18 protein-coding genes, 1 other RNA gene and 1 other annotated feature are annotated in these 22,887 nt (G+C 37.3%); of the genes, 6 read left to right on the top strand and 13 right to left on the bottom strand.

Annotation, left to right across the window (positions count from 1 at the left end; all coding sequences use genetic code 11):
- Nucleotides 1–100: 100 nt before the first annotated feature.
- Both NST00_RS09400 and NST00_RS09395 read left to right on the top strand, forming a co-directional pair.
- A complete protein-coding gene (locus NST00_RS09400; RefSeq protein ID WP_016839410.1) occupies nucleotides 101–529 on the top strand; it encodes a MarR family winged helix-turn-helix transcriptional regulator in 429 nt (142 codons plus the stop codon).
- Entirely contained in the window at nucleotides 526–1,704 is a 1,179-nt protein-coding gene (locus tag NST00_RS09395) for an MFS transporter (protein WP_340709884.1), read from the top strand. The genes NST00_RS09400 and NST00_RS09395 overlap by 4 nt, the downstream gene beginning before the upstream one ends.
- A gap of 122 nt (nucleotides 1,705–1,826) precedes the next feature.
- Here the strand turns inward: NST00_RS09395 and recD2 are convergent, their stop codons facing one another.
- A complete protein-coding gene (gene recD2, locus NST00_RS09390) occupies nucleotides 1,827–4,307 on the bottom strand; it encodes an SF1B family DNA helicase RecD2 (RefSeq protein WP_340710167.1) in 2,481 nt (826 codons plus the stop codon).
- 144 nt (nucleotides 4,308–4,451) lie between these two features.
- Here recD2 and hisA point away from each other — a divergent pair, with 144 nt between their 5' ends.
- Complete coding sequence (gene hisA / locus NST00_RS09385; RefSeq protein WP_340709883.1) at nucleotides 4,452–5,201, top strand: phosphoribosylformimino-5-aminoimidazole carboxamide ribotide isomerase; 750 nt, start codon at nucleotides 4,452–4,454, stop codon at nucleotides 5,199–5,201.
- Between the two features lie 216 nt (nucleotides 5,202–5,417).
- On the opposite strand, the gene NST00_RS09380 is transcribed toward hisA, so the two are convergent.
- The 4 genes from NST00_RS09380 to cymR are packed head-to-tail and all read right to left on the bottom strand — an operon-like array spanning nucleotide 5,418 to nucleotide 8,873.
- Nucleotides 5,418–6,086 (bottom strand): tetratricopeptide repeat protein, encoded by a 669-nt coding sequence (locus NST00_RS09380; protein WP_016839406.1) that lies wholly within the window; start codon nucleotides 6,084–6,086, stop codon nucleotides 5,418–5,420.
- Nucleotides 6,087–6,130: 44 nt separating this feature from the next.
- Complete coding sequence (gene mnmA, locus NST00_RS09375; protein ID WP_016839405.1) at nucleotides 6,131–7,252, bottom strand: tRNA 2-thiouridine(34) synthase MnmA; 1,122 nt, start codon at nucleotides 7,250–7,252, stop codon at nucleotides 6,131–6,133.
- 20 nt (nucleotides 7,253–7,272) lie between these two features.
- The gene (locus tag NST00_RS09370; protein ID WP_168412513.1) at nucleotides 7,273–8,418 is read right to left on the bottom strand and encodes a cysteine desulfurase family protein; all 1,146 of its coding nucleotides are present in this window, start codon (nucleotides 8,416–8,418) and stop codon (nucleotides 7,273–7,275) included.
- Between the two features lie 35 nt (nucleotides 8,419–8,453).
- Nucleotides 8,454–8,873, bottom strand: coding sequence for a cysteine metabolism transcriptional regulator CymR (cymR, locus tag NST00_RS09365; protein ID WP_016839403.1), 420 nt, complete (start codon nucleotides 8,871–8,873; stop codon nucleotides 8,454–8,456).
- A 129-nt stretch (nucleotides 8,874–9,002) separates the two neighbouring features.
- On the opposite strand from cymR, the gene NST00_RS09360 reads away from it, so the two are divergent.
- Entirely contained in the window at nucleotides 9,003–10,295 is a 1,293-nt protein-coding gene (locus NST00_RS09360; protein WP_016839402.1) for a replication-associated recombination protein A, read from the top strand.
- Between the two features lie 117 nt (nucleotides 10,296–10,412).
- Here NST00_RS09360 and NST00_RS09355 read toward each other — a convergent pair whose 3' ends face one another.
- From NST00_RS09355 to NST00_RS09345, 3 genes are all read right to left on the bottom strand, one after another.
- Nucleotides 10,413–10,556, bottom strand: coding sequence for a hypothetical protein (locus tag NST00_RS09355; protein WP_172597779.1), 144 nt, complete (start codon nucleotides 10,554–10,556; stop codon nucleotides 10,413–10,415).
- A gap of 552 nt (nucleotides 10,557–11,108) precedes the next feature.
- Complete coding sequence (locus tag NST00_RS09350) at nucleotides 11,109–11,630, bottom strand: hypothetical protein (RefSeq protein WP_016838380.1); 522 nt, start codon at nucleotides 11,628–11,630, stop codon at nucleotides 11,109–11,111.
- A 267-nt stretch (nucleotides 11,631–11,897) separates the two neighbouring features.
- Nucleotides 11,898–12,659, bottom strand: a complete 762-nt coding sequence (locus NST00_RS09345; RefSeq protein WP_168412377.1) for a tRNA threonylcarbamoyladenosine dehydratase — start codon at nucleotides 12,657–12,659, stop codon at nucleotides 11,898–11,900.
- A gap of 259 nt (nucleotides 12,660–12,918) precedes the next feature.
- On the opposite strand from NST00_RS09345, the gene NST00_RS09340 reads away from it, so the two are divergent.
- Nucleotides 12,919–14,487: an IS1182 family transposase gene (locus tag NST00_RS09340; RefSeq protein ID WP_340709761.1), complete on the top strand. Its 1,569-nt coding sequence runs from the start codon at nucleotides 12,919–12,921 to the stop codon at nucleotides 14,485–14,487.
- 108 nt (nucleotides 14,488–14,595) lie between these two features.
- On the opposite strand, the gene ssrS is transcribed toward NST00_RS09340, so the two are convergent.
- The 3 genes from ssrS to hisS all read right to left on the bottom strand — a co-directional run bounded on the left by ssrS (nucleotide 14,596) and on the right by hisS (nucleotide 18,213).
- Nucleotides 14,596–14,802: non-coding RNA, 6S RNA (ssrS, locus tag NST00_RS09335), on the bottom strand.
- A 339-nt stretch (nucleotides 14,803–15,141) separates the two neighbouring features.
- Complete coding sequence (gene aspS, locus NST00_RS09330; protein WP_340709882.1) at nucleotides 15,142–16,911, bottom strand: aspartate--tRNA ligase; 1,770 nt, start codon at nucleotides 16,909–16,911, stop codon at nucleotides 15,142–15,144.
- A 24-nt stretch (nucleotides 16,912–16,935) separates the two neighbouring features.
- Nucleotides 16,936–18,213, bottom strand: a complete 1,278-nt coding sequence (gene hisS, locus NST00_RS09325; RefSeq protein WP_168412379.1) for a histidine--tRNA ligase — start codon at nucleotides 18,211–18,213, stop codon at nucleotides 16,936–16,938.
- 58 nt (nucleotides 18,214–18,271) lie between these two features.
- Nucleotides 18,272–18,496, bottom strand: a binding site (T-box leader).
- A 145-nt stretch (nucleotides 18,497–18,641) separates the two neighbouring features.
- On the opposite strand from hisS, the gene NST00_RS09320 reads away from it, so the two are divergent.
- On the top strand, nucleotides 18,642–20,177 hold the full coding sequence (locus NST00_RS09320) for an SH3 domain-containing protein (RefSeq protein ID WP_026019079.1): 1,536 nt from the start codon (nucleotides 18,642–18,644) through the stop codon (nucleotides 20,175–20,177).
- A gap of 48 nt (nucleotides 20,178–20,225) precedes the next feature.
- On the opposite strand, the gene dtd is transcribed toward NST00_RS09320, so the two are convergent.
- Together dtd and NST00_RS09310 are read right to left on the bottom strand one after the other, a co-directional pair.
- Nucleotides 20,226–20,666 (bottom strand): D-aminoacyl-tRNA deacylase, encoded by a 441-nt coding sequence (dtd, locus tag NST00_RS09315; protein ID WP_340709881.1) that lies wholly within the window; start codon nucleotides 20,664–20,666, stop codon nucleotides 20,226–20,228.
- A 22-nt stretch (nucleotides 20,667–20,688) separates the two neighbouring features.
- A complete protein-coding gene (locus tag NST00_RS09310; protein ID WP_016838386.1) occupies nucleotides 20,689–22,884 on the bottom strand; it encodes a RelA/SpoT family protein in 2,196 nt (731 codons plus the stop codon).
- Nucleotides 22,885–22,887: the final 3 nt, after the last annotated feature.

Genomic DNA, 22,887 nt, shown 5'->3' with positions numbered 1-22,887 from the left:
GGGGCAAAAAATGGATGACTGGAAAAGAACATTTTATTGACATATAATAGTTTAGTGATATAGTTACCTAGGGTAACTATTTTATCGGAGGTGAAATCCTTTGGAAGGATTTTTTCAACATTATTTACGATTGTATCGGCCACTGATCAATGCTTTGAATGAACTTTTAAGCGAATACAATCTTTCCTATTCTTTATGGCAAGTTATCTATTACATAAAGCATAACGGTCCGTCAACTCTGGTGGAAATCGCCAAACGATACAGTGTAGAGAAGCCGTCCATCACTCGCAGGGTGAACGCTTTGGAGGAACTTCGATTAATTGAAAAAAGGGAAAGCCGAGATCGGAGAGAAAAGGTGATCCAGTTAACGCCGTTGGGTGAAGAAATTTATGCATCCTGCCGTAAAAAAATATCGAGCTTCGAAAGAAAGATGATGGAACACCTTACAGAGGATGAACTGCAAAACTTTTTCCATACACTTTCAAAAATTCAACAGCAATTTTACAGTAAAGAAGGAAAACAACAATGAATGAATCAAAATTATGGACAAAAGATTTTATTATCACATCAACCATTAATTTTTTGTTAACATCTGTCTTTTATCTACTAGTTGTCATTGTAGCCGTTTATGCAAAAACGGAATTTCACGCAACCACGAGTCAAGCGGGTCTTGCAACAGGCATTTTCATCATCGCCACATTAATTGGAAGACTGTTTATAGGCCGCGGCATCAATTCAATTGGCTACAAAAGGACATTGCTGATTGGCACTTGCCTATTTGCATTATCAAGCTTCCTATATTTTATTCAATTAAATATTTGGTTCTTTTTAATTGTGCGATTTTTGCACGGTTTGACCCTCGGTATTGCGGGAACGGCAACCGGAACCATTGTCGCCCAAGTCATTCCCAACAGCCGCAAGGGCGAAGGGATTGGGTATTACAGTATGAGTTCCACTTTGGCGACAGCCATCGGTCCCTTCATAGGGTTACTTTTAAGCCAGCATGTAAGCTTTTTGATCGTATTTGGATTGTGTACTTTATTAGGAATCATCGCATTCATCACTTCATTCTTTATTCAAGTATCAGAGCCTAAAGCGGTGAAAAAGGCGGAGAAAGACGTTAAAGGGTTCAAACTTTCGAATTTTATTGAATCGAAAGCCATACCGATTTCTTTCATCATGCTCATTGCCGCTTTATGCTATTCCGGAGTTTTATCCTTCATAAATTTTTATGCACAGGAAATCGGCTTGATGGAAGCCTCCAGTTTCTTCTTCTTTGTTTATTCCATCGCTATTTTGTGTTCACGTCCTTTCTCCGGGCGTCTGTTAGATGTGAAAGGCGCAAATTACGTAATGTATCCTGCGTTTATTCTTTTTTCGATTGGACTGATTGTTTTAAGCGCGGCACATAACAGTTTTGTACTGCTGTTTTCAGGGGTTTTGATCGGTCTGGGTTATGGCAACATGCAATCCTGCATTCAAGCCGTTGCAGTGAAAGTGACGCCCATCCATCGAATGGGACTTGCCACATCCACATTCTTCATTTTCCTTGATGCAGGTCTGGGCTTTGGCCCATATCTGTTGGGATTTATTGAGCCGTATACGACTTACAGCCAATTGTATTTCAGTTTAAGTTTTGTCGTTTTGGCAACCGTGCTCCTTTACTTTTTCCTTCATGGCCGTAAAGTGAAGAATTTTCAATAACAAATGGAAACCGGAATTTGCATTTGAATGTCGATATAAATAGTAAAACCGAACGTTGCAGACTCTCAGAATCAGAGATTCAGGCAATTGTTCGGTTTTTTATCCAAAGTGTATACAACCTTTTATTCATCCAAAAAATCATAAGGGGTGATACCATCCATCCCTATCATCGGATGGATTTTAGGTGCTGTTTCCGCATTAAGGACTGGAGGAAGGGAAGTAGTATCGCCTGTCGTCTGCTGTTCATTGCAATCGTCCGGTGAAAGATGCACGATTTGTTCATCAAGCTTCTCCCCTTCCATCTTCATTTCCTGATTTCGATCATCATTCATCTTCGCGGGATTCAATCGGGTCCTCAAAGTCGTAAAACGCTTCAAATCGTCCGTGCGTTGAATTCCCTTCATGAATTCTTCTGGCTCTCCGCATAATATTAAATAATTTTTCGCACGAGTAATTCCTGTATAAATCAAATTTCTACGAAGCATTTTCGAATAGCTTCGAACAATAGGCATAATCACGGTTTGGAATTCACTGCCTTGTGCTTTATGAATGGAGCAACAATAAGCCAGAGTAATTTGATTTAAATCTGATCGTTCATACGTCACTTCATTGCCATCATAAGAAACGACAACGATATCTTGTTTTTCAACCGTTTCTTTCGCTTTTAAGATTGCTACAATTTCTCCAATATCACCGTTAAAAACATTACTTTCCGGCTGGTTGACTAGCTGTAAAACTTTATCACCAATGCGGAAAATCGTATCGCCATACTTTACTTCTTTTCTCGTTCCATCCTCGTTTGGATTCACAAGCTCTTGAATTTCTTTATTTAAATAATCAATACCAGCTGGCCCCTTGTACATAGGTGCCAACACTTGTATATCACGTATAGATTGACCTTTTGCCAATGCACTTTTTACAACTTGTGTGACGACGCTGGCAATTTGATCTTTTGAAGCTTTAATAAAAGAACGATCGGTCGTTTTTTCAGTAAAGTTCGTTGGAATTTGCCCTTTTTTAATTTGATGGGCCAGTTCAATAATCGTAGAACCATCTGCTTGGCGATATACTTCTGTTAGTTCTATGGTTGGCACGACTTTAGAAGCTAATAAGTCCTTTAATACTTGTCCAGGTCCAACCGGCGGCAATTGATCTTGATCTCCTACAAGAACCACTTGAGCATTGAGAGGAATACTTTTTAACAATTGGTGACTTAACCACGTATCTACCATGGACATTTCATCGATTATTACAAGACGGCCTTCGATTTCACGATCTGATTCTTCCTCTTTTTCTTGACCATTAAAACCTAATAATCGGTGAATTGTCATCGCTGGTAAACCCGTAGATTCCGAAAGTCTTTTTGCAGCTCTACCAGTTGGTGCTGCGAGAATAATTGGAAACGGCTCTTCCCTCTTCGCATATTCTTTAGGATCTAAGGAAATTCCATGAAGTTCTGCATACACTTCAACTAATCCTCGAATAACGGTCGTTTTCCCTGTTCCTGGCCCACCTGTTAAGATCATAACGGACGAGTTTAGAGCTTGTTCAATGGCTCTTGCTTGCGTTTCTGCATAAGTCACTTCCAAACGTTCTTCGACTTCTCCGATTGCTTTTCGTATCTCGTCTTTTGAAAAAATTTGACTTTGTTCATTTTGCTTTAAAAGTTGCAAAATTTTAGTTGCGATGCCAACTTCACTAAAATATAAAGATGGCAAGTAAATTCTCGTCTCTTCGCCGCAAATTTTCCCTTCCTCTTCCAATTCAATAACCGCTTTTGAAATAGACTCAAAAGGAATTTCTACAGGTTGGCTCTGTTCCAGCATACCTTTAACCTCAGGCAATACATGTTCCGCTTCTAAATATACATGCCCTTCAGATAAAGCAGCTTGATTCAACACATGCAAGACTGCTGCTTTAATGCGGTCGGGATGGTTTCCTGTTATGCCGAGTTTACTGCCCAATTCATCGGCTTTTGTAAATCCAACCCCTTCTACTTCTTCAATTAAACGATAAGGATTTTCGGTTAACAAATGAATTGTTTCTTCTCGATATGTTTGATATATTTTCATTCCTAATTGCGGTCCGAATCCCCATTCGTTCAATTGAATCATAATTTTATCCAAACCTAAATTTTGTTCTAAAGTGCTGCGAATGGTCATTTTTTTCTCTTCAGATAGTCTTGGAACTTCATCGAGAATTTGTGGATTTTCCATCATTTTTTTCAGCGCATCAGTCCCTAGCGTTTTGACAATCAACTCAGCAGTTTTTGGACCAATACCCGGAAATAAGTCACTCGATAAGTAGTGAATGACACCTTGTTCAGTTGCAGGAACTTCCCTTTCAAACGTTTCTACTTGGAATTGAATTCCGTATTTCGGATGATGCTTCAAACTTCCAATAAAACGATAGTCATGTTCTTCATCAAGGGTTGGAAAATATCCTACAACTGTGATTTCTTTTTCTGTATATTGCAAATTCGTTTCCTTAATTTTCACTTTTACAATAGAATACATGTTGGATGCGTTATGAAAAATGGAAACAATTGGACGGCCTAAAACAAAGGTTTTTGTAGTTTTGAGTATGGTGAAGTTTTCCTCCATTTTCATACGCTCCTCTCCGAAAAAATCTCTTTAATATGATACCATTATTATGGAGTGTAACAAAATAGGAACTTCCACTTCTCGATTAAATAATAGACCAATGATATGATATAAAAAATACTGTTGAAGGGATTCGAGTGCACTATGGAATTTAGACCTTGTATTGATTTGCATGATGGAAAAGTCAAACAAATTGTTGGCAGTACTTTAGGACAAGAAACTGTCGTAGAAAATTTTATTTCTGAAAAAGATGCTTCCTATTATGCCGAACTATTTAAAAAGGATGGTTTAACAGGTGGGCATGTTATCATGTTAGGCCCTGGAAATGAAGAACAAGCCCAATTTGCTTTAACTGCATATCCGAGAGGACTTCAAATCGGTGGAGGAATCACTGCGGACAATGCAAAAAAATGGATTGATACGGGTGCCAGCCATGTCATTGTTACATCATACATATTTCACGATGGACAATTAGATATGGAAAGATTAGAACGTCTTGTCCAAGAGATTGGAAAAGAACACATTGTCCTTGATTTAAGTTGCAGAAAACGAGATGACAAATGGTTTGTCGTTACGGATAAATGGACGAAATTCAGTGATTTTGAAGTCAATCAAGAAAATATTTCCTTTCTTGAACAATATTGCGATGAGTTTTTAATTCATGCCGTGGATGTGGAAGGGAAAAAAAGCGGAATGCAGGAAGAATTAGTTCAGGATTTAGCGAAATGGACAAAGATTCCAACAACTTATGCAGGTGGAGTTCGATCATTACAAGATCTTGAAAGGTTTAAAAAATTATCAGGAGGAAAATTGCACGTAACAATCGGCAGTGCATTAGATATTTTTGGAGGCGATTTGCCATATCGAGATGTGGTGAATTATTGTAAGTCATAATTTTGAAGTGCTATAGTGAATTTTCCAATAGAAATTCAATCACAACGACTTGACATCTATTATCGTGATAAGATAAATTTCGTTTCTGAAACAAATAATAATATGAAGCTTAAATAGAGGTTAACATCAATGTTGGGTATCTACCGGCTAGTATACAAAAATTTCCAATTCAAAAGGCTATCTAGAAACTTAACTTCTAGATAGCCTTTCAACATTCTAATTTTTATTCTTTAAGCGCTCCATTACCATGTCATAAATATATTTTGCTTGTTCATGTTCTGGTTGAATTGTAAAGGCTTGTTCTAAGTGATATAACGCCTCTTTTGCATCCTCTGTCGAGAGGGCGTAGAGCACACCTAAATTATAATGAGCATCGGCATTTTGTTCATCATTATGTAAGACATACTCCAATTCCTTTTTTGCTAAATCAAACATCTCTAACTTACATAATAAAATGCCGTAACTTAAACGAATTTGCATATCATCCGGCGCAAGTTCAGCAGCTCGTTGCATATATGGAAGTGCCAGTTTTACTTTATTTTCCTTTTCTAATGCTTTCCCTAACATGTAATAAGCATCGGCACCTTCAATTCCATATTCAATCGACTTTTGATAAAGTTTTGCCGCCTCTACAAATCGCTCCGAATTATAATATAAGTTTGCTAATCCATAATAGGCCGTTGCAGCTTTTTCATCAAGAGTAATCGCTTTTTGAAAAAATCTCTCTGCACGCTCTATCTCGTTCATTGCGGCAAGGACATTCCCAAAATTAATATAGCCTACTGGATCATCCGGATTTTGTTCAATTGCTTCCGTGAAAGCTTTCACTGCATCTTCATAACGCTCTTCCTGCAATGCTTTGATGCCTTCTTCATTATAGTTCATGTTCTCACCTCTCATCAAAAATTGGCGACCAACTTAGCCGCCAATTATCCTACATAAGTTAATTTTTCACCATTTTTTAATACTTCATCAATTGTTCCTCCGCCTAAACATACTTCCCCATCATATAAAACAACAGCTTGTCCAGGCGTAATCGCTCGCTGCGGCACTTGGAACGTAATATGTGCCTTTTGATCATCTAAAAGCTCCACTTCTACTGGAGTATCTTCTTGTCGGTAGCGGAATTTAGCTGTACAAGTAAATTTCTTTGGTTTCGGTTGATTGGATGTGAAGCCCATATTTGTTGCGATTAATGATGTAGAATACAATGCTTCATTATGGAATCCTTGTCCCACATATAACACATTGCGTTTTAAATCTTTCCCCACAACAAACCAAGGTTCACCTTCACCGCCAATGCCAAGGCCGTGTCTTTGTCCAATTGTATAATACATTAGCCCATCATGTTTCCCCATAACTTTGCCATCAAGGGTTTCCATGTTACCAGGTTGCGCGGGCAAGTAGTTACTTAAAAATTCTTTAAAATTGCGCTCACCAATAAAACAGATGCCTGTTGAATCTTTTTTCTTCGCCGTTGCAAGACCAGCCTCTTCAGCAATTTGTCTTACTTTCGGCTTTTCAATATGCCCGATTGGGAACATGACCTTTTGCAGCTGTTGCTGATTCAATTGATTTAAAAAATATGTTTGGTCTTTATTCCGATCGACGCCGCGCAATAACACGACTTCCCCATCTCGCTCTTCCACTCGAGCATAATGTCCTGTTGCTAAATAATCAGCGCCCAGCTTTAATGCATGTTCAAGGAAAGCTTTAAATTTAATTTCTTTATTGCACATCACGTCTGGATTTGGCGTGCGACCAGCCTTATATTCCTCTAAAAAGTACGTAAATACCTTATCCCAATATTCTTTTTCAAAGTTAACAGCATAATACGGAATTCCAATTTGGTTACAAACTTTAATCACATCTTCATAATCTTCCGTTGCTGTACAAACACCGTTTTCGTCTGTATCGTCCCAGTTTTTCATAAAGATACCAATCACGTCGTATCCTTGTTGCTTCAACAAATAAGCAGCAACAGATGAGTCAACCCCACCGCTCATTCCAACGACTACACGAATTTGTGATGGGTCACGAGTTTCTACCATGTATTTCACCTTTTCTAATTCTATGAATTCGTCATTCTTTTCACGATTTTAGCTGTACGTTCAGCTGCAATTTCAACATCTTCCTTTGTTAATCCTAAACCAAAACTAAAACGAATGGAATTACGAAGCTCTGATGCACCTTTTCCAAACATTGCAACAAGCACATGAGACGGGTCAATGGAACCTGCTGTACACGCTGAACCGCTTGATGCATAAACACCGTCCATATCCAAATTCACGAGGAACGATTCAACGTCCATTCCTGGAAAACTAATGTTTAATATATGTTTAAGGAAATATTCATGATCGCCATTTACCTTGTAAGTAATTTGTTCCCGATTTAATACGTTTAAAAAGATCGTTCTAAATTGAAGATATGTTTCCTGTCTTTTTTCCATTTCCCGCTGTGAGATTTCAACAGCTTTTGCAAAACCTACAGCAGCATGTACATTTTCCGTCCCTGCTCTACGTTTTCTTTCCTGTGAACCACCATAAAAAGTAGCGACGAGAGGCGTTTTTTCTCGTTGATACAAAAAGCCTATTCCTTTTGGTCCGTTAATTTTATGGCTGGAGACACTTAAAAGATCAACATGTAATTCATTAATATCGATTTTTTCTAATCCATAAGCTTGAACAGCATCGGTATGAAAAATCGCCTGATGGTCTTTTAAAAGTTCGCCAATTTCTTTAATAGGTTGAATCGTACCGACTTCGTTATTTCCATACATAATCGTTACTAAAATCGTGTCAGCTCGCAATGCATTTTTTACAGATTCAACAGAAATGCGACCGTTTTCATTTACTGGTAAATATGTTACTTCAAAACCTGCTTTTTCTAGCTGTTCACATGCATGTAGAACAGCATGGTGTTCTACTGATGTTGTGATAATATGTTTACCTTTCGATTTTAAAGCTTGAGCTACTCCAAATATTGCTGTGTTATCAGCTTCTGTTCCACCACTTGTTAAAATGATTTCTGTATCTTTCGCGCCAATGGATTGAGCTAAAATACTTCTCGCTTCGTCCAATATCTTTCTTGCAGATCGTCCTGCTGCATGAATGCTGGAAGGATTTCCATACACACGAGCCATTACTTCCGTCATAGAATTAATGACTTCTGGATGAACTGGTGAAGTTGCTGCATGATCTAAGTAAAACGTTTGCATAATGTGCCGATAAACTCCTTTATTCTTAAGTGCAATTAAATATAGAACATATAACCGTCATACTCTGTCTCGTCAGTATAATTTGCTAAATCTTCAATCGTTGTCGTATCAAGTACCTGTTTTACTGCATCGCGAATGCGAATCCAAAGCTGTTGTTGTGGTGGCTCTTCTTCTTCAATTCCCTCCACTGGTTGGATTGGACCTTCTAATACACGAATTACATCTGCTGCTGAAATTTTACTTGGTGGAATTGCAAGTAAATAACCGCCGTATGCACCGCGCACACTTTTTACTAAACCAGCAATACGTAATGGAGATACTAATTGTTCTAAGTATGCCTCTGATAGATTTTTTTCTTCCGCAATTTTACGTAATGGGAGTGGACCATCCCCATAATGTTTTGCTAATTCGATCATAATTGTTAAACCATATCTACCTTTAGTTGAAATTTTCATCTTACTACACCTCAAATTTCTATTCCCATATTCTTCGTCTAGTATAACATAACACCTTTTATTCCACTTGGAAAAGGTCTATTATAATTTATAAATGAAAAGTTTTTTAAGTTCATCGGAGGAAGTACTATGCAAAATGAACCATTGGCATTTCGAATGCGCCCTAGAAATATAGATGAAGTAGTTGGGCAACAACATATTATTGGTAAAGATACCGCTTTATATAAAATGATTCAAAACGGACATGTTCCGTCAATGTTATTGTACGGTGAACCAGGAATTGGGAAAACCTCTATCGCCTATGCTATTGCAGGAAGCACAAATTTACCTTTCTTTCCTTTAAACGCAACGATTGCTGGAAAAAAAGATGTTGAACAAATTGTATCAGAAGCAAGGCTCACAGGAAAAGTCATACTGTTTTTAGATGAGATTCATAGATTTAATAAACTTCAACAAGATACATTATTACCCCATGTGGAAGATGGGTCAATTATTTTAATCGGTGCTACGACAGAAAATCCATTTCACGATGTCAATCCAGCAATCCGTTCCCGATGCGGGGAGATTTTTCAACTAAAACGTTTGACTCTTGAGGAACTTGTCCAACTGTTAAAAAACGCATTGCATGATGAAGAACGAGGATTAGGAAAATATTCAATTGATATTCATGATGAACAAATAAAAAAAATTGCGATTGCTTCCAATGGTGATGCTAGGAAAGCTTTAACTTTGTTAGAATCAGTCTTTCATGCTTCAGAAGAAATAGATGACATTGTGCGTGTGGAAGATTCTACTATCGAACACTTGGCGAAACGCATCGGCGTATATGGAGATAAAGGTGGCACGCATTTTTATAATTTATTGTCCGCTTTGCAAAAATCTGTGAGAGGAAGCGATGTCAACGCAAGTTTATATTATTTAGCCCATTTGCTTGAAAATGGAGATTTAATTGCAGTTTGTAGAAGACTTTTGGTGATGGCATATGAGGATATTGGCCTTGCGAATCCCAATGTAGGCGCCCATGTATATGCAGCAACAGAAGCAGCAAAAGTACTCGGCTTACCTGAAGCGAGAATTCCCCTTGCCAATGCAGTCATTGAAATGTGTTTATCTGAAAAATCCAATTCCGCATATCAGGCATTAGACGCTGCAATTAAAGCCATTCATGAAGGAAAAACTGGGGATATTCCTATGCATTTGAGGGATGCTCATTATGCGGGAGCAAAAACATTAGGTCACGTTGGTTACCAGTACCCTCACGACTATCCAATAGGCACTTTTGGTGGTTGGGTAAATCAACAATATTTACCAGACAATCTTCAAGATATGGAATTTTATCGCCCTGTCATTGCAGGAGAAGAAAAAAGGATGGCAACGATCTATGAAAAGTTAAAATCCTTAAAAAATCATAACAATCAGTAAATCCTTAATCGAGATAAACCGAATTTGTTTTCAGATTTTATCGATCGAGTAGGAGGGAGCGATTAACTCCCGTCCTCTCACACCACCGTACGTACGGTTCCGTATACGGCGGTTCAATTAAGATGATTGACGCAAGTCTTTATAACTTCCGTGAATAGCTGTTCTCTTTATGCCAGTGGTCACTCCACCCTCCAAGAGGTCTCCCACGGGATTCACCGCTTCCTTCCTCAAGTGAGGTACTACGTTTTCTGTGTTCATCATGACTCACTGAATGCCAAGGGCTATTCTCTCTTAATTGTTCGGTCCTTCTTAGTAGTTCTAAACCAACTAATACTATGACCTCTGCTGACTTCTGACGGTTCAGCTACTTATCACTAAGTAGGTTATGAAGCGTACTTCACATATCCGCCAGACCTCCCCGGGTAAGAATGTAATCTTTCCTTCCATCTATCTGCTTCATTTACTCTGTACCACCTTTGGCAGAAAGGACTTTGTTTTGTTTAGCAAACTCATCCAATGATACCTAGCCTTATATGAAGTTCGTGTTCCTCAGACCGGAAGTTTGCCGCTCGCTTCCTTCAGATTCCGCGTCACCACGGACACCCTTGCGTTAAGCTAACTGTTACTTCTGCCTTCACAGTTCGGGACTTACACCCTATAGATTACACCCATGCCAGGCGCACTAAAAAGAGCGAATGAATAAAATTTTTCATTCGCTCTTTTTCTTATTTCCTGGTTTTAAACGTAAAGTTGTTCGATTTTTACCGTTTCCCTAACTTTCCAAAAAAAAGCATCAAGTGGTAGCCATGTTTATTAATTTAGGATATTCTTTCCATATTGATTGCAAAATTCATTGAAAAAACGAATGCAGTCTTTTAAACCATTATTTTTATCAAGGTAATAGCGTTCAAATTCATCTTCTTCATGAAATAATTGATTATATGTTTCGCTCAACTCTTGTAAAAATTCTAAATTGCGTCCTTGAACATCCGGTAAACAATTTGCTGCATCATGAAAAGATTTTTTTATTTGCTCTTTTTGTTCCTCAGTCATTTCCTTTACAAGGTTCATATATGCAATTGTTTTGAAGTATATAATTTTGCTTACTATATCAATAAATAAAGACCAATACATATCGCTTTCCGGCAATCTTCCATCTTTTCTTTGCACATATTTTTTGAAGTAAGTAACCGATTCATCCAATAACTGTTTTAACTCTTCAAAAGCCAAATCCCATTTTTGCGAAGTATCAATATAATCGAAGAGAATCCCATCCAATTCTTCTTGAAGCTGGACTAAATTCAATATGTCATTTCTTATTTGAATTTTTGGCATAAAATACCCCCTTGTATGCTCGTATTAAGTTTTACTATATCAATAAAATCCTTATTATTTTGAATGAAATAATAAAACGTGAAAAAAATGTATTAAATCTGTTTTTTTAGCTTCATTAATAGCAATTTCCGAATATGGGGGTATTTATAAAAAAGTACGATTCGATAGAATTTAAAAGCTACCATTTTCTATTGTCTCTTCATTATGATTACACACACTCATTATTTTATTAGAAAAATTATTTCATTATTCATTCTAATTAGATAATTATTGTTTTACACGCTTAATTGGTATGTCTTTTAATACAGAGTTGATTACCCAGCTTGCACAAATAAGCCCACAAACGGATGGACAAAAAGCGTTTGATGATGGGGGCATTTTAGCTTTTCGGATGGACGCATCGGGATTCCCTACTTCTTCAACAACATCCGGTCTTACGACAATTGGTGATTCATCTGAAAAGACTACCGTTATGCCTTTTTTTATACCTTCTTTTCTTAATTTCGTACGAATAACTTTTGCCATTGGATCTGTATGAGTTTTTGAAATATCTGCAATGCGGAATCTTGTTGGATCCATTTTATTTGCAGCACCCATACTGGAAATAATCTGGATATTTCGCTTTAAACATTCTTTCATTAAATGAATTTTATACATGATTGTATCTGAGGCATCAATGACATAATCAATATCATATTCAAATAGTTTTTCATACGTTTCTTCGTTATAAAACATGTGTAAATGAATAACTTCACATTCTGGATTAATATCTGCAATTCGTTCTTTCATAACTTCTGCTTTTGGTCTTCCAATCGTTGATAAATACGCAACCAATTGGCGATTAACATTTGTGATATCTACCACATCTTTGTCTACTAAAATAATTCGCCCTACACCACTTCGTGCACATGCTTCCGCAGCAAAAGAGCCAACTCCTCCAATCCCTAAAATTGCAACGGTTGTATTTTTTAATTTATCTAATCCTTCTTTTCCTATCGCAAGTTCGTTTCTAGAAAATTGATGTAACATACCTTTCTGCCTTTCATTCGAATTTTTCACATCGGAATTATATCATAAGTGTTGGTTAGAAGTGTATACGTTTATATTTCCAAAGTATTAATAACAAACAAAAGAGGTTGGGACAAAACCCACCTCTAACTAAAAATAGCCGCTGGCATTTTACACAAGTAAAATGTCGGCGGCTTAATTTTATTGCATCATAAAAGGACACTTTCTGCTAAAATTTAAGTATCTGACCCCAAAAATTTTAGCCAAAGGAAGTGTCCTTATGTTTAAATATTATAACATGAATCAACTAGTTTTGCCTTTAGATTTAGAAGTAAAATTACAAGAAAATGATATTGCCTTCCACATTCATCATTTAGTAGAAAGTATTCCACATGAAGCCTTTGAGCCATTTCTTCGAAATACAGGTTGTCCTGCTTATCATCCACGCATGATGTTAAAAATTATTTTGTGTGCTTATTCTCAATCTGTCTTTTCAGGTCGTAAAATTGAAGCACTATTAAAAGACAGTATTCGCATGATGTGGTTAGCCCAAGGATATGAACCCAGCTATCGTACAATTAACCGTTTCCGTGTTCAACCTGAAGTAAAAGAGTTAATCCGTCAGTGTTTTGTCCAATTCCGTTGCCAACTCGTACAAGAAAAATTGATTGATCAGGAAGCCATTTTTATTGATGGTACAAAGATTGAAGCGAATGCGAATAAGTTTACATTTGTATGGAAAAAATCGATTGAAAAATACCATCACAGTTTAATTGAAAAGTCGAATCAGCTATACAGCGAACTGTTAGAAAAAGAAATCATACCTGAAATTGAACGTGAAAGCGAGGATGAACTATTAATAGAAGAACTCGCTCAAATGGTTCAAAAAGTAGATGATGTGATTACAGAATATGACCAAAAAATTGAAGCATCGTCAGATGCCTCAGAACGAAAAGCATTAAGAAGCAAGCGAAAATATCCGAAGAAAGCATATAAACAGTTAATTGACTTTATCATACGTAAACAGAAGTACCAAAAAGACTTTGAAATCTTTGGTGAACGGAATAGTTATTCCAAAACAGATTCTGATGCGACGTTCATGCGAATGAAAGATGATTATATGAAAAATGGCCAACTGAAGGCGGGATATAATGTACAAATCGCAACAGAAGGTCAATACGCACTAGCCTATGGAATTTATTCTAATCCCACAGACTCGCGTACTCTAATTCCTTTTTTGGATGAGATTGAGAAACATTTTTTTAATTTACCGAAGCATATTGTCGCAGATGCAGGTTATGGTAGTGAACAAAACTATGATGAGATACTTTCGAAACGAAGACGAGAAGCACTGATTACGTATAACATGTACTTGAAAGAGCAAAAGAAAAAGTATAAACAAAACAAATTTAATCCAGACAATTGGCAGTATGACAAGGAAAGTGATACATACACTTGCCCGAATCAGCAACGCCTCGTATTCAAATATGTATCAGTACGTACAGATAAAACAGGTTTCAAACGAGAGTTTAAAATCTATGAGTGTGAAGATTGTTCGGGATGCCCCCTTCGTTCATCTTGCACGAAAGCAAAAGAAGGCAACAATCGAAAACTCATGGTGAATGAGAAGTGGAAAAAACAAAAAGAATATGTAAGAGCGAAGCTTTCAGAAGAGAAAACGAGTTCAATTTATCGTCAACGCAAAATTGACGTAGAACCAGTTTTTGGATTCTTGAAGGCTAATTTGCGTTTCACTCGATTTTCTGTACGTGGAAAATCGAAGGTTGAAAACGAAATAGGTATCGCATTAATGGCCGTGAATTTACGAAAATACACAGCACAGGTATGAGTTAACAAAAGATAGTAGTAAAAAAAGCAAAAAAGGCGAATTTGAGTGAGCTCAAATTCGCCTTTTTCTCGTTTTGAAGCTAGTTATGTCCCAGCCTCTTGAAGCGTGACGAATCCCGAAGATGCCGTAGTGCGTCATTAACACCGTTTTGAACCCGCTATCTCGCAGGTGGGTGCCCTCACTGACTTTTTAAACGTCCCCTATACTTTTGGCGTTCTGATGGGGCATGTTTGCCAAGTCAAAATATTGAGCTCCCTTTTTATTGTTGTTCGGTCAAAACTGTTAATATGGCATTCACAAACACTTCAGGATTCGTGTTGGTATTATCATAACATTAGTTGAAGTAAATTTCAATGAATATAGATTAAATTGTGTTAATTTTTTGTTTATTTTAATTAGAATTTGATTTTTTGCGTGCAAAAAACAAAAGAAAAATCAAATCCATTTATATTTTTAATATGAAAGGGCCTAGAAAGTCGAAATCTTTCCAGAACCCCTCACTCTTCATAATCATGGTTTTTTATAAATCTTTGTTCCTGAGATAGTCAAAACAAGTTTCACTATTCTCATCATAATTTATCTGTAACTTAGCGTGGAAGACAGTAACAAAGTAGCCGTCTAAAAATGACTTTTCAGACGGCCCCTTTTCTATGCTTATTTATTAAATACATTCACTTTTAAATGTAATTCTTCTAGTTGTTTTGGTGAAACTTCGCTTGGCGCATCAGTCAGCAAGCAACTTGCAGTAGCAGTTTTAGGGAATGCAATCGTATCTCTCAAGTTGTTGCGACCTGCTAAAATCATCACTAAACGGTCTAATCCCATCGCAATTCCACCATGAGGCGGCACACCGTATTCGAACGCTTCAAGTAAGAAACCGAATTGTTCTTTTGCTTGTTCCTCTGTAAATCCAAGAAGTTTGAACATTTTTTCTTGTAAATCTCTCTCATAAATACGTAATGAACCGCCGCCTAATTCATAACCGTTTAACACGATATCATAAGCTTGTGCTCGAACTTGATCTGGATTTGTATCCATTAATTCAATATCCTCATCAAATGGACGAGTGAACGGATGGTGAGCAGCAGTATAGCGTTTTTCATCTTCGTCCCACTCAAGTAATGGCCAATCTGTTACCCAAAGGAAAGCAAATTGTGATTCATCGATTATGCCTAACTCTTTTCCTAGTTTATTGCGCAATGCACCAAGAGAAGCGGCAACAATAGAAGCATCATCTGCTCCGAACAATAATAAGTCTCCAGGTTCAGCACCAGTCGCATTTTTGATATCTTCTACAATTTGACCTTCAAAGAATTTCGCGATAGGACCAGTGAAACCTTCTTCCGTCACTTTAATCCAAGCTAATCCTTTAGCACCGTAGATCGCCACAAATTCTGTCAATGCATCAATATCTTTACGAGTAAACTTGTCGTTTGCCCCTTTAACATTGATTGCTTTTACAACGCCGCCTTTTTCAACCGCGCTCGTAAATACTTTGAAGTTGCTATCTTTTACAATGTCCGTAAGGTTGATTAATTCTAAGCCAAAGCGAACATCTGGTTTATCGGAACCAAAACGATCCATCGCTTCTTGGTAAGAGATGCGTGGGAATGGAGTTTGCACTTCAATTCCTTTTACTTCTTTCATGACAACAGCTAACATGCGTTCTGTCATATCGATAATTTCATCCATGGACATGAAAGATGTTTCAATATCCACTTGAGTAAATTCTGGTTGACGGTCAGCACGCAAATCTTCGTCACGGAAGCAGCGAGCGATTTGGAAATATTTTTCGAATCCTGCCACCATCAATAATTGTTTGAATAATTGTGGTGATTGTGGCAATGCATAGAATTCTCCTTCATGCACGCGAGATGGGACTAAATAGTCTCGTGCACCTTCTGGAGTAGATTTTGTTAAAATTGGCGTTTCCACTTCCAAGAAACCGTCATTTTGCAAGAAGTTACGGATTGTACGCGTTACATCGGAGCGTAATTTAAATGTGTTATACATAACAGGACGTCTTAAATCTAAGTAACGGTATTTTAAACGTACATCTTCATTGATGTCGACATAATCCTCAATGGCAAAAGGAGGTGTTTTAGATGTATTAATAATTTTAATATCCGTTGCGACAACTTCTATTTTACCAGTTTCGATGTTTGGATTTACTTGGCTTGGATCACGAAGTACAACTTTTCCTTCTACTTCGACTACAAATTCGCTTCGAATTTTATCTGCAATTTCGCGGGCTTGTGGCGCTTCATCACCAAATACAACTTGTACAATACCAGTGCGGTCACGAACATCTACGAAAATTAAACTTCCTAAATCTCTACGACGTTGTACCCAACCTTTTAAAACGACTTGTTGTCCATGATGTTCTTCTCTTAATTCTCCACAATGATGTGTTCTTTGAGCCATTTTCTATTCCTCCAATTTTTTAATCTAATCTATAGAAAGCTGTTGTTTCAGATAATTTACGATTTCATTAATTTCTACTTTTTCTTGGTTTCCTGTTTCCATTTGTTTCACAACTACAACTCCCTGTTCAAGCTCCGTTTCGCCGATAATCACGACAAATTTCGCTTGAAGACGGTCAGCAGATTTCATCTGAGCCTTCATTTTACGCATCAAATAATCCATATCTGCAGAAATGCCTTTTAAACGGAAAGAGCTAATTAATTCCACAGCTTTTAATTTAGCTTCATCACCAAGGGCAATGACATAAACATCAAGCGCGTCATCTAACTCTAATTCAACCCCTTCTGCTTCTAAAGCAAGGAGCAATCTTTCAATCGATAAGGCAAATCCAATACCTGGAACATCTGGGCCGCCAATTTCTTCTACTAGCCCATTATATCTTCCACCACCGCAAAGAGTTGTAATTGCTCCAAAGCCTTCTGCAGTGCTCATTATTTCAAAGGCTGTGTGAGTATAATAATCTAAACCTCGAACAAGATTTGGATCTACTTCATATTCAATTCCTAGAACTTCCAAATATTTCTTCACTTGTTCAAAATATTCTCTTGATGTCGGTGTTAAGTAATCCGTTAATTTAGGAGCTGTTTGCATGAGCGGGTGCTCGCGGTCTAATTTACAGTCTAAAATGCGTAGTGGATTTTTTTCCAAACGATTTTTACAATCATCACAAAACTCATGAATGTGCGGTTTGAAATGATTGATTAGTGCTGTTCTGTGGGTATCTCTCGTTTCTTTATCTCCTAAAGAATTAATCATTAATTTTAAATCTTTTAAACCTACTGTTTGGTAAATGTCCATTGCAAAAGCAATGACTTCTGCATCGATAGCAGGGTCAGCACTACCAATCGCTTCAACACCAAACTGAACGAATTGACGGTATCTTCCAGCTTGTTGACGCTCATAGCGGAACATTGGACCCATGTAGGATAGTTTAATTGGTTGATCAGGTGCTCCATACATCTTATGTTCGACATAGGCACGAACCGTTGAAGCAGTTCCTTCTGGACGCAACGTTAATGAACGGCCACCACGGTCTTCAAATGTGTACATTTCCTTCTGAACAATATCCGTTGTGTCCCCTACACTTCGTTGAAATAACTCCGTATGTTCAAAAATAGGTGTGCGAATTTCTTTATATCGATAAACGCGAGCTAATTCTCGTAAAATGGATTCAATTTTTTGCCATTTAGGTGTGTTTTCAGGCAAAATATCCTGTGTGCCTCTAGGTACTTTAAAAGCCATTTCCTATCTCCTTTCTATAAACAAATTTTGGAACAAAAAAATGCTCTCATCCCTTATAACAAGGGACGAAAGCATATCACTTCCGCGGTTCCACCCTAGTTGATGTGTATGAACACACCCACCTCATAACGGATAACGGCCGTTTCCGTTTTTCCCTACTTAAATTTCAGGAAAAAGCCTCCCAAGTGTTCTTCGCAAATACCTTCTGTAGGAAAGATTGCAGCCAAAGTCTTTCCCTCTCTGAACATACAGTAAATGCTACTCTCTTGTTCAAAGGCTATCGACACATTTTCACATTAATTTTAATCATAATTGTGCAACGAAAAGTTGTCAACTATTTTCAAAAAAGTATAGATTTATACATGGATAACATTTTACAATAAATAAAGAGATTTTCACATTATTTGTTATTTGAAAGTTGGATGTTTATGAAGCGCAATATACTTATTCTTTGTATAGTAATACTCATTTCTTGTACAACTACATATTTTTCAGGCTTCGTATTAGCCAACAATGAAGAATCTCGCATTGTTTTTGCGGAGAAATTGCATTTGAGAGAAGGACCTGGTTTGTCGTTCGATATTATCGATACCCTTGAAAAAAACAAAAGATTGAAGGTATTGGATCGTCAAGGTGATTGGTTATATGTAGAGGTTAATGAGAAAAAAGGATGGGTCGCATCCTGGCTAACTCAATCAGAACAAATAAATAACGTCGAAAAATATGCTATCGCCCAAGTTAATCATTTAAATATTCGTTTGGAGCCGTCACTTTCTGCTCCTGTACTAGGTCAGTTACATACTGGAGAGCAAGTGGTGGTATTAAATGAAAGGAATGAGTGGGTTCAAATCCAGCATCAACAATTGACGGGATGGGTTTCATCCGAATTTATCACGATGAATGAAGGTACTATCGATGAATTAAATAACACGGTGAGTGAAAAAACCGAATCGGCTGAAGTAAAAGAATCAAATCATTTTACAATCGTTGTCGATGCTGTAATCGTAAGACAAAAACCAAACTTAAAATCGAAAAAATTAGGCATTGCGAAAAAAGGAGAACAATTCGCAATTCTAGCTCGAGACCACCATTGGATTCAAATCGATTTTAATGGAAAGAAAGGTTGGATTTATAGCTTTTACGGTACATTCGACAATTCTTCGATAGAGGAAGAAAAAGAAGAACAAACCATTACAATTATCTACAATGGGACAAATATTCGAAAAGAACCCACAACTTCATCGGACGTAATCATGAACGTCCAAGCTGGAGAACAATTTAAAATCATTAAGAAGGAACATGATTGGTATAAAATTCAACTTTCTGAAGATGCAACAGGTTATGTAGCAAGTTGGGTAGTTTCGACAAACGAACAATCCGTAAAACAAGATAAGAAAGATAATCGAAAGAAAGGCACTCTTAATGGCGTAACCATTGTGCTTGACCCCGGTCATGGAGGAAATGACCAGGGAACTGCTGGTCTAAGGAACACAATTGAAAAAGAAATTACATTAAAAACGGCGGAACTGTTAAAATCTAAATTGCAGCAAGCAGGAGCAGAAGTCTACTTAACAAGGGAATCTGATGTGTATGTGGGTCTACATAAGCGTGTATCACTCGCCCACCAACTTGCTGCGGATGCATTTATAAGCATCCACTATGACGCAACTGAAGATCGGACAATCTCAGGTTTTACCACATATTATTTCCACTCTTATCAAGAGTCACTTGCACAATTTGTTCATGATGGATTATCAGATCAGATCAAATTGCGGGATCGTGGCGTGCAACAAGGGAACTATTTAGTATTACGAGAAAATAAACAAAATGCGATATTAGTAGAATTAGGTTATTTAAGTAATCCAAGTGAGGAAAAAGTGATTAATACTGACCTCTTCCGTGAACAAGCAACAATGGGCATTTATGAAGGAGTACTCCAATATTTTGATGCACAGCTAAAATAAAAAATTGGCTTTCTGGAAAGTTCAATCTTTCTAGAAAGCCAATTTATTTTATTTCGATTCTAAAATAATTGTAACTGGACCATCATTCACAAGGGATACATCCATCATGGCTCCAAAAATGCCTGTTTCAACTTTTAAACCTTGTTCACGTAAGGCATCATTAAAGGCATTCCATAAAGGCTCTGCTTGCTCAGTTCGAGCTGCTTCTACAAAGCTTGGTCTTCTCCCTTTCTTCGTATCTGCATATAACGTAAATTGAGAAACAGATAAAATATCTCCGCCATGCTCTTTAATTGAGTGATTCATTTTTCCCTCTTCATCTTCATAGAGGCGAATCTCTGCTACTTTTTTTGCTAAATATCTCACATCTTCTATCGTGTCTGTATGCGTTATACCAACTAATAAAACATATCCTTTGTCAATTTTTCCCGTTACTTTTCCATCAACTGTTACTTTTGCTTCTTTACTACGTTGCAAGACCACTCTCATCGACAAACACACCTCAAACCAACTAATTAATAACCCGCTGTACGGAATAAATATCTGGCATTTGTTTAATTTTCTCTACAACTTTGTGTAATACAGAAATATTTGTAATAGCTATTGTTAAATGAAGCGTTGCAATTTTATCATGAGCAGCACGACCAGAAACAGCTAAAATATTCACTTTCGTCTCTGTAACCGCATGCATAACATCGTTTAATATTCCTGGGCGATCAAATGCAGATATTTCAATATCAACAGGATATTCTTTCTTCCCTTGTGCTTCACTATGCTCCCATTCCACTTCAATTAGGCGATCTTCCCCACCTGTTTGAACATTAGGACAGTCTATACGATGAACAGATACACCTCTACCCTTTGTAATAAATCCAACAATCTCATCTCCAGGAACTGGCGTACAGCAACGAGAAAGTCGAATTAACAAATTATCGATGCCTTTTACAATAACACCTAATTCACCATTCTGTTTCTTTTGTTTCGGGTTTTGCATTTCTTTTTGAATTTTTTCAAGAGCTTCTTCTTGCTCTCTCTCTCTCCGCTTTTTCTCAGCGAGGCGGTTCACCACTTGTTGAGGTGTAATTCCTCCTACACCTACTGCTGCATATAAATCTTCTTCATTTGTGAAATTTAACTTGTTCAAAACCCGTTGAATATTTTCTTCTGAAAGCACTTCTTTTACATCAAATTCTTGTGCTTTTATTTCTTTTTCAATTAAATCTTTTCCTTTGAGAACATTTTCTTCACGCAAGTGCTTTTTGAAGAATTGTTTAATTTTATTTCTCGCTTGAGAACTTTGAGCAATTTTTAACCAGTCTCTACTTGGCCCAAAAGATTGTTTAGAAGTTAAAATTTCAACAATATCCCCTGTTTTTAGTGGTGTATCAAGCGGTACCATTTTCCCATTCACTTTGGCACCAATTGTTCGATTTCCGACCTCAGTGTGCACTCGATAAGCAAAATCAATTGGAACACTTCCTGCAGGTAATTCAATAACGTCTCCTTTTGGTGTAAACACATAAACCATATCGGAGAATAAATCTAGCTTCAGCGATTCCATAAACTCTTCTGCGTTGGAAGATTCGTTTTGGAATTCTAAAATTTCGCGGAACCAAGTTAATTTTTGATCGATGCTTTCCTTACTTGGATTCAGTGATTTGCCTTCTTTATATGCCCAGTGTGCAGCAATCCCGTATTCTGCAATTTTGTGCATTTCCTTCGTACGAATTTGCACTTCCAATGGGTCGCCATAAGGGCCGATGACTGTTGTATGAAGGGATTGATACAAGTTTTGTTTCGGCATAGCGATATAATCTTTAAAGCGACCAGGCATTGGTTTCCAAAGTGTATGTACGATTCCTAGTACCGCATAACAATCTTTGATGCTATCTACAATGATGCGTACAGCCAATAAATCATAAATCTCATTAAACTCTTTATTTTGTAAAACCATTTTCCGATAAATACTATATATATGCTTTGGACGACCGTAGATTTCTGCATCAATTTCAACTTGATTTAATTGAGAGCGAATTTCGTCCATTACATTTTCTAAATACGCTTCCCGTTCCGTACGCTTTCTTTTCATTAAACTTACAATTCGATAGTATTGTTGAGGATTTAAGTAGCGAAGAGCCGTATCTTCCAATTCCCATTTCACCTTAGAAATTCCTAGGCGATGGGCAAGGGGAGCGAAAATTTCTAACGTTTCTTTCGCAATTCGACGTTGCTTTTCTGTAGATAAGTGTTTTAACGTACGCATATTGTGAAGGCGGTCGGCAAGTTTAATTAAAATCACACGAATGTCCTGTGCCATCGCAACAAACATTTTTCGATGATTTTCCGCTTGTTGCTCTTCCTTCGATAAATACTTAATTTTTCCTAGTTTTGTAACACCATCTACAAGCAAAGCTACTTCTTCACCAAACTCGGCTACTAAATCTTCCCTAGTAACAGAGGTATCTTCCACTACATCGTGAAGAAATCCAGCAGCTACTGTTTGTGGATCCATTTGAAGGTCCGCTAAAATTCCAGCAACTTGAATTGGGTGAATAATATATGGTTCCCCTGACTTTCGGGTTTGTTCTTTATGTGCTTCTTTTGCCACTTCATAAGCTTTTTTCACAAATTCGACGTGCTCATCATTCATATAAGTTTTTACTTTCGAAAATACATCTTCGGGCGTCAAAATTTGCTCCTTCGCCATGAT

The sequence above is a fragment of the Ureibacillus sp. FSL K6-0165 genome (assembly GCF_038004285.1).
GTDB classification, from domain to species: Bacteria; Bacillota; Bacilli; order Bacillales_A; family Planococcaceae; genus Ureibacillus; species Ureibacillus thermosphaericus.
The sequence above is the reverse complement of the archived record's forward strand: the minus strand, read 5'-3'. Positions and strand labels throughout refer to the sequence as shown.